The organism is Dietzia sp. E1 (assembly GCF_014145015.1).
Lineage (GTDB): Bacteria > Actinomycetota > Actinomycetes > Mycobacteriales > Mycobacteriaceae > Dietzia > Dietzia cinnamea_A.
The window spans coordinates 1-11,316 of the sequence record NZ_JAALDU010000349.1 but is presented as its reverse complement, the minus strand read 5'-3'; the positions used below and the strand labels follow the sequence as shown (position 1 = coordinate 11,316).

At 69.9% G+C, this 11,316-nt stretch carries 12 protein-coding genes and 1 pseudogene; 7 read left to right on the top strand and 6 right to left on the bottom strand.

Annotated features, from left to right (window positions below):
* Positions 1 to 197 (top strand): annotated as a pseudogene (locus G6030_RS11670) (hypothetical protein); the annotation flags it as partial.
* 36 nt (positions 198 to 233) lie between these two features.
* On the opposite strand, the gene G6030_RS11665 reads toward G6030_RS11670, so the two are convergent.
* The gene (locus G6030_RS11665) at positions 234 to 1,802 is read right to left on the bottom strand and encodes a SulP family inorganic anion transporter (protein ID WP_241724322.1); all 1,569 of its coding nucleotides are present in this window, start codon (positions 1,800 to 1,802) and stop codon (positions 234 to 236) included.
* Positions 1,803 to 1,935: 133 nt separating this feature from the next.
* Between G6030_RS11665 and G6030_RS11660 the strand changes: the two genes are divergently transcribed.
* The 3 genes from G6030_RS11660 (at position 1,936) to G6030_RS11650 (ending at position 4,927) form a co-directional block, all read left to right on the top strand.
* Positions 1,936 to 2,343: a MerR family transcriptional regulator gene (locus tag G6030_RS11660; protein ID WP_182643232.1), complete on the top strand. Its 408-nt coding sequence runs from the start codon at positions 1,936 to 1,938 to the stop codon at positions 2,341 to 2,343.
* 185 nt (positions 2,344 to 2,528) lie between these two features.
* On the top strand, positions 2,529 to 3,128 hold the full coding sequence (locus G6030_RS11655) for a CAP domain-containing protein (RefSeq protein ID WP_182643231.1): 600 nt from the start codon (positions 2,529 to 2,531) through the stop codon (positions 3,126 to 3,128).
* A 71-nt stretch (positions 3,129 to 3,199) separates the two neighbouring features.
* Positions 3,200 to 4,927, top strand: coding sequence for a BCCT family transporter (locus G6030_RS11650; RefSeq protein WP_182643230.1), 1,728 nt, complete (start codon positions 3,200 to 3,202; stop codon positions 4,925 to 4,927).
* Here the strand turns inward: G6030_RS11650 and G6030_RS11645 are convergent.
* The gene (locus tag G6030_RS11645) at positions 4,924 to 5,709 is read right to left on the bottom strand and encodes a pirin family protein (RefSeq protein WP_241724324.1); all 786 of its coding nucleotides are present in this window, start codon (positions 5,707 to 5,709) and stop codon (positions 4,924 to 4,926) included. The genes G6030_RS11650 and G6030_RS11645 overlap by 4 nt on opposite strands.
* 252 nt (positions 5,710 to 5,961) lie before the next feature.
* Here G6030_RS11645 and G6030_RS16750 point away from each other — a divergent pair, with 252 nt between their 5' ends.
* Complete coding sequence (locus G6030_RS16750) at positions 5,962 to 6,087, top strand: hypothetical protein (protein ID WP_268817666.1); 126 nt, start codon at positions 5,962 to 5,964, stop codon at positions 6,085 to 6,087.
* Here the strand turns inward: G6030_RS16750 and G6030_RS11640 are convergent.
* Genes G6030_RS11640 through G6030_RS11630 form a run of 3 tightly spaced genes read right to left on the bottom strand, consistent with a single transcriptional unit; the run spans position 6,084 to position 8,982 of the window.
* On the bottom strand, positions 6,084 to 7,223 hold the full coding sequence (locus G6030_RS11640) for a hemolysin family protein (protein ID WP_182643229.1): 1,140 nt from the start codon (positions 7,221 to 7,223) through the stop codon (positions 6,084 to 6,086). The genes G6030_RS16750 and G6030_RS11640 overlap by 4 nt on opposite strands.
* Positions 7,216 to 8,661, bottom strand: a complete 1,446-nt coding sequence (locus G6030_RS11635; protein WP_347238646.1) for a hemolysin family protein — start codon at positions 8,659 to 8,661, stop codon at positions 7,216 to 7,218. The genes G6030_RS11640 and G6030_RS11635 overlap by 8 nt, the downstream gene beginning before the upstream one ends.
* 12 nt (positions 8,662 to 8,673) lie before the next feature.
* A complete protein-coding gene (locus G6030_RS11630) occupies positions 8,674 to 8,982 on the bottom strand; it encodes a hypothetical protein (protein ID WP_061229262.1) in 309 nt (102 codons plus the stop codon).
* A gap of 142 nt (positions 8,983 to 9,124) precedes the next feature.
* Between G6030_RS11630 and dapA the strand changes: the two genes are divergently transcribed.
* Entirely contained in the window at positions 9,125 to 10,012 is an 888-nt protein-coding gene (gene dapA, locus G6030_RS11625) for a 4-hydroxy-tetrahydrodipicolinate synthase (protein ID WP_061229261.1), read from the top strand.
* A 10-nt stretch (positions 10,013 to 10,022) separates the two neighbouring features.
* Here dapA and G6030_RS11620 read toward each other — a convergent pair whose 3' ends face one another.
* Positions 10,023 to 10,961, bottom strand: coding sequence for an oxidoreductase (locus tag G6030_RS11620; protein ID WP_182643228.1), 939 nt, complete (start codon positions 10,959 to 10,961; stop codon positions 10,023 to 10,025).
* A gap of 155 nt (positions 10,962 to 11,116) precedes the next feature.
* On the opposite strand from G6030_RS11620, the gene G6030_RS11615 reads away from it, so the two are divergent.
* Positions 11,117 to 11,316, top strand: a 200-nt coding sequence (locus G6030_RS11615; RefSeq protein ID WP_182643227.1) for a twin-arginine translocation signal domain-containing protein, incomplete at its 3' end; no start/stop codon positions are given.

Sequence of the window (11,316 nt, the reverse complement as noted above, 5' to 3'; positions counted from 1 at the left end):
CCGCGACCGGCGGGCGGATGCGTCCGCTCAGCGGGGCGCGCGTGACGATCGCGCCCGGAGCCGACGACGCCGGCGGCGACGTGGCCCGGTTCGCCGAGGCCGTCCGCGAGCTGGGGCTGGACCGGGCCCGCGCGCTCGGCACGTTCTCATACGAGAAGTTCGAGGCGGAGTTCCAGGCGCCGGCGCCGATCGGCTGAGGGCCCGCGGGCGCTCGGGCGGACCGGTGCTTTCGCTCAGTGCCCTTCGCCGAGATTGCCGGACAGTTTCTCCAGTCGCTCCTGACTGGCGCCGTCAAGCCCGATGATCTCCACGGTTTTGCCCTTGGCCGCGTACTTGTGGGTGATCGCGTCCAGGGTGGCGACAGTGGAGGCGTCCCAGATGTCGGCCTCCGTCAGGTCGATCACCACGTGCTCGGGGTCGCCCGAGTAGTCGAACTGGTACACCAGATCGTTGCTGGACGCCCAGAACAGCTCGCCGCGCACCCGGTAGGTGCGGACGTCGATGGTGCCGTCGTCGTCGACGTCGCGCTCGGAGACCTTCTCGAGGCTCGTCATGTGGGCCACGCGCCGGGCGAACATCACCATCGCGGTGAGGACACCGAGAACCACGCCGATGGCGAGGTTCTCGGTGATCACCGTGGCGACCACGGTGACGACCATGACGACCGTCTCGCTCAGCGGCATCAGGCGCAGCGAGCGCGGGTGGATCGAATGCCAGTCCAGGGTGGCCACCGACACCATGATCATCACGGCGACGAGGGCGGCCATGGGGATCAGCCCGACGATGTCGCCCAGCGCCACCACGAGGATGAGCAGGAAGACGCCTGCCAGGAGTGTCGAGAGCCGGGTGCGGGCGCCGGACTGCTTGACGTTGATCATCGTCTGGCCGATCATCGCGCAGCCGCCCATGCCGCCGAAGAACCCGGTGACGAGATTCGCGACGCCCTGGCCCCAGCCCTCACGGGTCTTGTCGGTGCGCACCTCGGTGATGTCGTCGACCAGCTTGGCCGTCATCAGGGATTCCATGAGGCCGACGAGGGCGGTGGCCAGGGCGTACGGGGCGATGATCTGCAGCGTCTCGAGCGTCCACGGGATGTCGGGGAAGAACAGCGCCGGCAGGGACGAGGGCAGCTTGCCCTGGTCCCCGACGTTCGGCATCGACCATCCGAAGAGCAGGACGACGGCGGTGATCGCGATAATGGCGATCAGCGGGGCGGGCACCGCGGTGGTCAACCGCGGGAAGAACACCATGATCGCGATGCCGGCCGCGACCATCGGGTAGACGAGCCACGGAACGCCCAGCAGATGGGGGATCTGGGCGGCGAAGATGAGGATCGCGAGCGCGTTGACGAAGCCGATCATCACGCTCCTGGGGATGAAGCGCATGAGCTTGCCCACCCCGATCAGGCTCAGCACCACCTGGAAGACGCCGGCGAGCAGCACGGTGGCCACGAGGTAGTCCATCCCGTGGTCGCGGGCGACCGGGGCCACGACGAGGGCTATCGCGCCGGTCGCCGCCGAGATCATCGCGGGGCGCCCGCCGGTGAAGGCGATCGTCACGGCCATGGTGAACGAGGCGAACAGTCCGACGCGCGGATCGACGCCGGCGAGGATCGAGAACGAGATCGCCTCGGGGATCAGTGCGAGAGCGACGACCAGGCCGGCCAGGATTTCGGTCCGTAGCCGCCGCACGGACGAGAAGGCGTACCGGAACGAGGCCAGGACGCCGACCGGCGCCAGACCGTCATCGTCACCGGCGGGCGCCGGGGAGGGCGCCCCGGGCGTGGTGGCGGGAGCCGACATGGGGATTGTCCTCACCGAGCAGGGGCATGACACACTCTCCCGTAACGGGAGGTTTCTGAACGTACCGTAACGGTAGGTTTGAGGGCGGGGCGAATATCCGGCGACCGCTGTGAGCAAGCCCACAAGGAGGAGCATGTCGGAGGGTGCGGTACGGAAGGTCGGCGAGGTCGCCGAGGCCACCGGCCTGTCGATCCGGACCCTCCGCCACTACGACGAGCTCGGCGTGGTGACCCCTTCGGGCCATACGGCGGGCGGGTTCCGCCTCTACACCGATGACGACGTTGAACGGCTCCTGCTTGTGCGGCGGATGAAGCCACTGGGCTTCTCGCTAGAGCGCATGAAGCAGTTCCTGCAGGCCACGGACGTGCTCGCCGCCGGCCGGCGCCCCGCCGAGGGGGCGGCGGGGTCGGAGGAGTGGCGCGCGGCGAGGGCGACCGTCGAGGAGATCCACCGCGAAGCGGAGGCGCGCTACCGCGATCTGCAGAAGCATCTCGACTACGGGGCCGAGTTCCTCAAGCTGGTCCGCGAGAGGCTCGACTAGCCGCTCCGGGGCCCGCTCCGCATTGCGCTCGAGTTGGCCGCCCGTCCGCTACGCGCAACCACATCTGTCGCAAACGTAACTCTAATAGTAGCTGGTCACAGCGGTAATGCGGTGCCGAGTCCGGCTCGTTATCTGATCGACCAAACGGTTCGCGTTAGACGCGCCGAAACGGCATTATCACCATCATGCGCACCAGGCTCACCGCGTCACTCGCGACGATCGCCGTCACCGCCGCCACCCTCGTGGGCGGCGGTGCGGCCACGGCTTCCGCCCAGACCCTGCCGTCCTTCGTTCCTCAGCACCTGATCCCGGCACACCTCGTGCCGCAGGTGGAGGGGGTCGTCTCGCAGGTGCGCGCCGCTCTGCCGCCGGAGGCGTGGGCGGCGGTCGGTTCCAGCGAGATGGCTTACGGAGACGTCGCCGCCTTCGGGGTCAACGGGGGGCTTCGTGAGGGGATCATCCGCGAGATCGACGCCTACCGCGTCGCCCACGGCCGCGGAGCCCTGGCGCCCAACGCGGCTCTCGACCGCGAGGCCCAGGCGTGGGCGGACCGCCTCGCCGCCCGGGATGAAGTGATTCATAACACGGCATTGATCAACCGGGGCCACGGAGAGAACATCGTCGCCGCGGGCACCCATTGTGGGGCGATCTGCCTTGTCGATCTGTGGAAGAACTCGCCCGGTCACAACGAGAACCTCCTCGATCCGGGCTACCGCTCGGCGGGCATGGGCATCGCCCACTCCGGCAACGGCAAAGTTTTCGTGGTACACAACTTCGCGTACTGACTTGTGAACTCTGACTGAGCCACTCGATCCGGCAGCGGTGCTCTGAAGGGGCCGAGACGACGGGAGAGACCATGTCCGAACGGATACTGCGAGCACTGAGGCTCAAGACCGACCCGGGGGTGTTCTTCTCGACTGTCGGGGTGATCGTCGCCTTTGTCGTCATCACCTTCTTCTTCGGGGGCTGGGTGGGCAGTGTCTTCGGCACCGCCTCCGGCTGGATCATGACCAACCTCGGGTGGTTCTACATCTTCGGCGTCACCGCCTTCCTGGGCTTTCTCTTTTGGATCGCGCTCAGTCGGTTCGGGCACGTGCGGCTCGGCGGCGACGGCGAAGAACCGGAGCACTCCACCGCGGCGTGGTTCGGCATGCTGTTCGCCGCGGGCATCGGCACGATCCTCATGTTCTGGGGCGTCGCCGAACCCATTTCCCACTTCGCCGCCCCGCCCCGCGGGGACGTCGAGCCGGGCACTCCGGACGCGGCGAGCGAGGCGATGGCGTTCACGCTCTACCACTTCGGTCTGCACACGTGGACGATCTTCGCGCTGCCGGCGTTGGCGTTCGCCTACTTCATCTACAAGCGCAAGATGCCGCCCCGGGTGAGTTCGATCTTCGCCCCGATCCTCGGCGACAAGGTCTTCGGACCGCTCGGCAAGACCATCGACGTGGTCGCGTTGGTCGGCACCGTGTTCGGCGTCGCCACCTCCGTCGGGCTGGGCACGCTGCAGATCAACGCGGGCCTGAACGAGTTGTTCGGCATCGCCATGTCGTCGGTCGTGCAGGTGCTCATCATCGTGGTCGTCACCACGGTCGCCTGCATCTCTGTCGCCCTCGGTCTGGAGAGGGGCATCAAGCGACTCTCCAATCTCAACATCGTCATGGCGATCGCTCTGCTGATCTTCATCCTGGCCACCGGGCCCACGCTGTTCCTCCTCAAGGGAACGGTCGAGTCGCTGGGCATCTATCTGTCGAACCTGCCGGAGCTCGCACTGTGGAACAACGTCTTCCCGGCCTCCGATGACCTGGCGTCGTGGCAGAACACCTGGACCGTCTTCTACTGGGCGTGGACCATCACGTGGTCGCCGTTCGTGGGCATCTTCATCGCCCGCATCAGCCGGGGCCGCACGATCCGTCAGTTCGTCTTCGGCGTCCTCGGCCTGCCGGTGGGCTTCTCGGTCCTGTGGTTCGGGATCTTCGGTATGGCGTCGTTCCATATCGAGATGTTCGGCACGGGCGGTCTCGCGGAAGCGGTGGTCGAGGAGGGCGACATCCCGGGTGCCCTCTTCGCGTTCCTCTCGAACTACCCGCTGGCGACGTTCCTGTCCGGGCTGGCGGTGGTCCTCGTCGTCATCTTCTTCACCACGTCGGTCGACTCGGCGTCGATGGTCGTGGACATGATCGCCTCCGGCAAGGACGACGACGTACAGACCTCGCCGACCCACCAGCGCGTCATCTGGGGCGTGCTCATGGGTGCCGTGGGCGCCACGATCCTCGCGGGCACGGGCGAGGGCGGCCTCACCGCGTTGCAGGAGGTCATTACGGTCATCGGCCTGCCGTTCTTCGTCTTCGGCTTCGTGATGATGTACAGCCTGGTGCGCGGCATCAGTAACGATATGGGGGAGCGGCCGCCCACGATCACACGGCAGTGGCGGAGGACCTACTCGCCCGAGGCGCTCGAGAAGCACGAGGAGGCGCCCTCGCCCGAGCCGGTCCACCCGCTGTACCACATCCCGGACGGCGAGCAGGATGACGGAGCCCCGTCAGTCGCCGGCGAGGAGGAGACGTCCAGCGGCAAGGACTAGTGTCCGCGCACGTCGAGCATGGTCATGCCGGCGTGCATCTCCCAGACGAGGATCTCGGCGCCCTGGGCGCCGGCGGTGACGCGTCGTCCGCCCGTGGCGGTCATGCGCGCGGCGTCGCCGGTGTCCAGGGCGCCCTCGCCTTCCAGGGTGACCGACCCGAGCGGGAGGTAGAGGTGGAGGAAGGGCGCGTCGGGGAGCTCGACGGTGCGTCCGGGTGTGAGCCGGGCGGCGTGGAGCGCGGACGCGCGGTTGCGGATCCGGATGGCGGCGCGGTCCGTGTGGGTGGGTAGACCCCCGGCGACGACGACGAGCTTGTTCTCCAGCTCGCGTGGGTCGATCTCCAGCTGTTCGTAGCCGGGTCGCTCGCCGGTCGTGTCCGGCACGACCCACATCTGGACGAGGTGGACCGGTTCGGCGGGGGTGTCGGTGCGGAGCGAGCCGTCGCGCCAGCCGTCGTTGCGTTCGGAGTGCAGGATCCCCGAGCCCGCGCTCATCCGCTGGGCGAGTCCCGGGTAGATGACGCCGCTGTGTCCCTCGGAGTCCTGGTGGACCAGCGAGCCGGACAGGACCCACGTGACGATCTCCATGTCGCGGTGCCCGTGGGTGTCGAAACCCGTGCCGGGCGCGATGTGGTCGTCGTTGTTGACCAGCAGTCGCCCGAAGTGCGTGTTCATCGGGTCCTGGTAGCGGCCGAAGGAGAACGAGTGCCGCGAGTCCAGCCAGCCGCCCCGGTCGCGGGATCGCATTCGGGAACGGTGGATCTCGACGCCGGGGACGAGCAGGGGCACGGTGACCTCCTCGGAGCGGCGGGCTCGGCGCGCACGCCGCGAATGCTGGTGACGCATCAACTATACCCTTCGGGGGTGCGCCGCGCGCGCGTTCTGCGGCCGTCCGGTGGCAACCCCCATCCCGGGTGGTTAGCGTTCGGAACCACACATCAGAACGGCTGTCCAGGTTTCTGGAGGGAAACCCCCGCCGCAACCATGCTCGCGGGTATCGTGACAGACGTCACATTTGCCGACGGAGGGTAGAGGATGTTGCAGAACGCGCTGATCGCCACTGTTCGAGTAAGTGTGGCCACCTACGCCGGGGTGACGCAGATCCTCGTGGACAACACGCTGGGCCGGGTCCTCGACACGAACCCCGACAAGGTCCGCTAGTCGCCGGTCGAGGTCTGCTGGCCCCCGGTTGAACCCTGGCGGGCCGCAGGGGAGGTCTGATCGGCCTCCGGGGTGGCGTCGCGGACCTCGCCGACGAGTCGGGCGAGCACGTCTTCCAGCACGACCAGGCCCGACGGGCCGGCCGCGCGGGCGTCATCGCGGACTCCTCGGCGATCAGCGGCGCCATCGCCACTGCCGTCGACGGTCCCCAGGTGAGCGCGGGCCCGCTGCATGGCGGCCAGCACGTCGTCCAGCGGCGTGTCGGGCGACACCGAGCCGAGCCGGCGGATCCGCTCCGGGCGCAGCGGGCGGGACGGGTCGTCGGCCAGGACGTCCTTCACGTGGACGTACCCCACGTACCGGCCGTCGCGGAGCACGGGGAACCGCGAGTGTCCGGTGCGGACGCACAGCTGGTGTATCTCGCCGGTCGTGAGGTCCGCGTCGACCGCGTCGACCTCGTCGAGCGGTCGGAGCACGTCCGCCGCGGTGATGTGGTCAAACTCCAGCGCCCCCGCCAGGAGAGTGGTCTCGTCCTCGTCCAGCAGGCCCGATTCCCCGGCCGCCGCGACCATCCCGCGCATCTGGTCCACCGTGACCGTGGTGTCCACCTCGGACTTCGGCTCGACGCGGAGGACGTGACGCACGACGAGGTCGGCGGTCTTGTTCATCAGCCAGATGGCGGGCAGGAACACCAGGACGAACACCCGCAGGACCGGCCCCAGCAGCAGCGCGGCTGCGGCCGGCCGGGCGATCGCCATGTTCTTGGGCACCATCTCGCCGAGCACCATGTGCAAGAACGTGACGATGAGCAGGGCGATCACCAGCGCGATGGGGTGCGCGAACCCGGTCGACACCCCCAGCCACTCCAGCGGCCTCTCGATGAGGTGCGCGATGGCGGGCTCGCCGACCGCGCCGATGAGGAGGGAACACGCGGTGATCCCGAGCTGCGTGGCGGCCAGCGAGAGCGACACGTTCTCCATGCCACGCAGTGACCACCGGGCGCGGGTGCTGCCCCGGGCCGCGCGGGGCTCGAGGTGGTCGCGGCGCGCGGAGACCATCGCGAACTCGGCGGCCACGAAGAAGCCGTTGCCCAGCAGGAGGGCGGCGAGCACCAGGATCGCGACGCCGTCACTCATCGGACTCCTCCGTCTCCGCGTCGCTGCGCTGGTCCGCGTCGCCGGACTCTTCCGCGTCGCAGTGCTCGTCAGAGTCGCCGGACTCGTCCGGCTCGCCGCGCAGGACGGTGGCCCGGAGCCGCTCGGCCCGGTAGTCGCTCACCGTCTCGACCCGCAGCCGCACGCGCGCCCGGGTGGGCAGGTCGTCGCGGTCGCGGTGCTCGTGGTCGTGGGCCTCCAGCTCGACCTCGTCACCGACCTCGGGTAGGCGGTCCGCCGATTCGGACAGCACACCGGACAGGGTCGACGCGGCGCCCGCCGGGGGGACCTCCAGTCGCAGGATCGCGCCCAGTTCGTCGGGCCGCATCATTCCGCCGACCAGGACCGTGTCGTCGTCGATCCGCTCGTGGGTGCGGGAGGCGCGGTCCTGCTCGTCGTCGATCTCGCCGACGATCTCCTCCACCAGGTCCTCGAGCGTGACGATCCCCGCGGTGCCGCCGAACTCGTCCACGACCACCGCCATCTGCAGATCGGTCTGCCGCAGCAGCCGCATCAGGGGATCGAGGGTCATCATCTCCGAGACCACGGTCGGCTCGGCGGCGATGTCGCGCACCGGAGTGCGGTCCCGCTCATCGGGGTCCACGGCCAGCGCCTGGCGGTAGTGGACGACGCCCACCACCTCGTCGACGGTGCCGCCGAGGACGGGGAAGCGGGACCGGCCGGTCGCGGCGACGGTGTCCAGCAGGTCCTGCGCAGTGTGGTCGCGAAGAAACGTCACGAGCGGCCTGGGCACCATCGCGTCGGCCGCCCGGTGCTCGCCGAACGAGATCGACCGGGTCACGAGCTCGGCGGTGTGCGGGTCCATCACGCCCTCGCGTCCCGACCGCGCCGCCGACGCCCGCAGCTCCTCGGGGGAGCGGGCGTCACCCGGTTCCTCCGTCGGGGTGAACCCGAGCAGGCGCAGCACCTGGTTGGCCGAGGCGTTGAGGGCGGTGACCAGCCAACCGAACACGGTCATGAACGTGCGCTGCGGATGCACGACCAGCCTCGCCACCTGCATGGGTGCGGCGATGGCCCAGTTCTTGGGGACGAGCTCGCCGAAGACCATCTGGAGGAAGGTGACGACGACGAAGGCCGCCGTCATCGCGATACCGCGGGCGGCGGCCTCCGGCATTCCGGACAGGCCCAACGCGCCGGTGAGCAGTTCCCCGACGGAGGGGCCCGTGAGGTATCCCGCCACGAGGCTGCTGACCGTGATGCCGAGCTGGGCCCCCGACAGGTTCGTCGAGGTCTTCGAGAGCGAGGAGTCCAGGGCCGCGGCGACGCGATCGCCCTCCGAGCCGGCGGCGCGGACGTCGTCCCGGTTGACGGTGAGGAACCCGAACTCGACCCCGACGAACAGCGCGTTCGCTGCGATGAGCAGGACCAGCGCCAGCGTGAGGAGGAGTGCGACGGTCACCGGTCGACCGGGCTACTGACCGTCGGCCGTGCCGTCGGAGCCGCCGACGGCGTGGTCCGGCTGCTCGGGGGTCCGGTACACCTTCGACTGCTCGGCCCGGTCGGCGGAGCTCTCACCGGACGCGCCGGTGGCCGCGTCGCCGGCGGCGTGCCCGGTGTCGCCGGCGGTCGAGGGCCGGGACGCCGGGGCGCGACCCTCCTCGTCGGTACCGCGGGTGGTGCTCCCGTCACCGGCGCCGGAGCCGTCGACGGTGTTGCCGAGCTCCTCCGGCGACTCGTCGGGCACGCGGGCGTCGTTCTCGGGTCGGGTCGAGTCGGTCACGGTCGCCTCCGGGGGTCGTCGGTGCTGTCGTCGTCGATGGGTCCTGGGTCGTGGTGTCGCTTCTGTGGTGTCGACCCTAGCCGTGTCCGCCACGGCCCGTCGGGCGCTCGCGGCGTCACAGGTGTGCCTTAGTCTGGTGCCCATGTCGGACAATCCCTTCGGTCGGGTCATCACCGCGATGGTGACCCCCATGCACGACGACGGCTCGATCGACTTCGACGCGCTGCAGCGGCTCGCGGTCCATCTCGCCGACCACGGCCACGACGGTCTGCTGGTCAACGGCACCACCGGCGAGTCGGCCACCACCACGGACGACGAGGACTATGACAGCGTCGCCGCGGTCGTCGAGGCGGTCGGCGACCGCGTGCAGGTCATGGCCGGATGCGGCACCAACGACACCGAGCACTCCATGCGCGCGGCCCGCGAGATGGTGGCGCGGGGTGCGGACAGCCTGCTCGTGGTGACCCCGTACTACAACAAGCCCACCCAGCACGGGATCGTCGAGCACTTCCGGATGATCGCCGAGGCCGCCGACCGGCCGGTGATGGCCTACGACATCCCGGGGCGCACCGGCACCGCGCTGGCCACCGACACGATCCGCCGGCTCGCGGAGATCCCCCACGTGCGGGCGGTCAAGGACGCCAAGGGGGACCTGTTCGAGGCCAGCCGCCTCATGGCCGAGACGGACCTGCTCTGGTACTCGGGTGACGACGTGCTCAACCTGGCGTTCCTCGCCCTCGGCGCCACGGGGATCGTCTCGGTGGTCGGCCACGTCGCCGGCGACGACTACCGGGCCATGATTGACGCCGTCGACGCGGGCGACCTGCCGCGGGCCCGCGAGATCCACACGCGCCTTATCCCGGCCGTGGACGCGATCATGCACACCTCCCAGGGCGCCATCCAGGTCAAGGCCGCGCTGAAGATGGCCGGTCTCATCGGCTCGGACCGCCTGCGCATGCCGCTCCTCCAGGGGCCGCCCGAGCATCAGGCGAAGCTGCGCGACGGACTGGCCGCCGCCGGGCTGGCCTGACGGGTCGCTCCTAGCGGAACGCCGCGGCCTCCGTGCACCGCCGCCACAACGCGGCGGCGGTGGCCCGGTCGTGCGAACGGCGGCTCGACCGGGTGAGGTGCGGGTGCCCCCGCAGACCACCGAGGCGGTCCGGTCCGACGAACGCCCCGCCCGGCACGTCGGGGACCGTCGCGGCGTAGAGCACGGACAGCGCGCCCGTCTCCGGTGACAGGCCCGCCCAGGTGAGGGAGTTGCCGAGTGCGAAGAACCGGTCGGCGACGGGGTTGCCGCTCTGCCGGATGAGTTCGGTCGCGGTGTAGCCGGGATGCGCGGCGACCGAGCGGAGGCCGCCGCCGGCCCGCTCGAAGTGCCGCTGCCACTCGTAGGCCAGCATGATGCACGCCAGCTTGGAGTTCGCGTACGCGGCCATCGGCCGGTAGCCGCGGACGTCCATGCCGAGGTCGTCGGTGTCGACCCGCCCCATCAGATGCGCGAGCGAGCCCAGCCACACCACGCGGTCCGTCAGGATCGGCTCGAGACCCAGGGTGAGCGCGTGGTGGCCGAGGACGTTGACCCCGAACTGCATCTCGTGGCCCTGCGCCGTGCGGGCGTGCGGGATGTTCATCACGCCGGCGTTGTTGATGAGGACGTCGACCCGGCCGGCACCGGACCGCGCCGCGTCGCTCGCCGCGGCCTCCGCCCGCATGGCGGCGACGAACGCGTCGACGGAGTCCAGATCGGCCATGTCGAGTCGACGCACCTCCGCCCGCTCGCGCGAGGCCTCGGGCAGGGTCGCGCGTGCCGCTTCCGCCTTCTCCAGATTCCGGCAGGCCATCACGACCCGGGCCCCGCGGGCGGTGAGCGCGGCCGTGGTGGCCAGCCCGATGCCCCCGTTGGCGCCGGTCACCACGAACGTCCGCCCGGTCTGGTCGGGGATGTCGACGGCGGACCATCTGCGGGATCGTGTCATGAAGATCAGTCAACCAGCCGCGCCTGCCGTGCGGTGGTGCTCTCCTGTGGTAACGCGGGGATATCGTCCGCGATCTCTTTGTGACACACTCGTCGGGTGCGTGAGTCCCACAGGCCACACGCCTCCCTCACCGTTCGAGATCCGGGAGTACCTCCATGACGTTCGACCGCCGATCCTTTCTCCGTCGCGCAGGCCTCAGCGCGGCCGGGGCCGGCGCCATCGCCGCGGGCCTGACCCCCGCGGTGGGCGCGCAGTCCTCCATCCCCGCCGAGATCGGTGCCCTGCCGGGGGCGGGAGCCGGGGTTCCGGTCGGCACGCTGCTCGACTACGCCTCCGGCCCGCCGTCGGCGGCGTC

Excerpts from the sequence above, each read along its gene's own strand:
- G6030_RS11660 (WP_182643232.1), top strand. The coding sequence starts at position 1,936 with ATGTCGGAGGGTGCGGTACGGAAGGTCGGCGAGGTCGCCGAGGCCACC.
- dapA (WP_061229261.1), top strand. The coding sequence starts at position 9,125 with ATGTCGGACAATCCCTTCGGTCGGGTCATCACCGCGATGGTGACCCCC.
- G6030_RS11655 (WP_182643231.1), top strand. The coding sequence starts at position 2,529 with ATGCGCACCAGGCTCACCGCGTCACTCGCGACGATCGCCGTCACCGCC.
- G6030_RS16750 (WP_268817666.1), top strand. The coding sequence starts at position 5,962 with ATGTTGCAGAACGCGCTGATCGCCACTGTTCGAGTAAGTGTGGCCACC.
- G6030_RS11650 (WP_182643230.1), top strand. The coding sequence starts at position 3,200 with ATGTCCGAACGGATACTGCGAGCACTGAGGCTCAAGACCGACCCGGGG.
- G6030_RS11640 (WP_182643229.1), bottom strand. The coding sequence starts at position 7,223 with ATGAGTGACGGCGTCGCGATCCTGGTGCTCGCCGCCCTCCTGCTGGGC.
- G6030_RS11620 (WP_182643228.1), bottom strand. The coding sequence starts at position 10,961 with ATGACACGATCCCGCAGATGGTCCGCCGTCGACATCCCCGACCAGACC.
- G6030_RS11665 (WP_241724322.1), bottom strand. The coding sequence starts at position 1,802 with ATGTCGGCTCCCGCCACCACGCCCGGGGCGCCCTCCCCGGCGCCCGCC.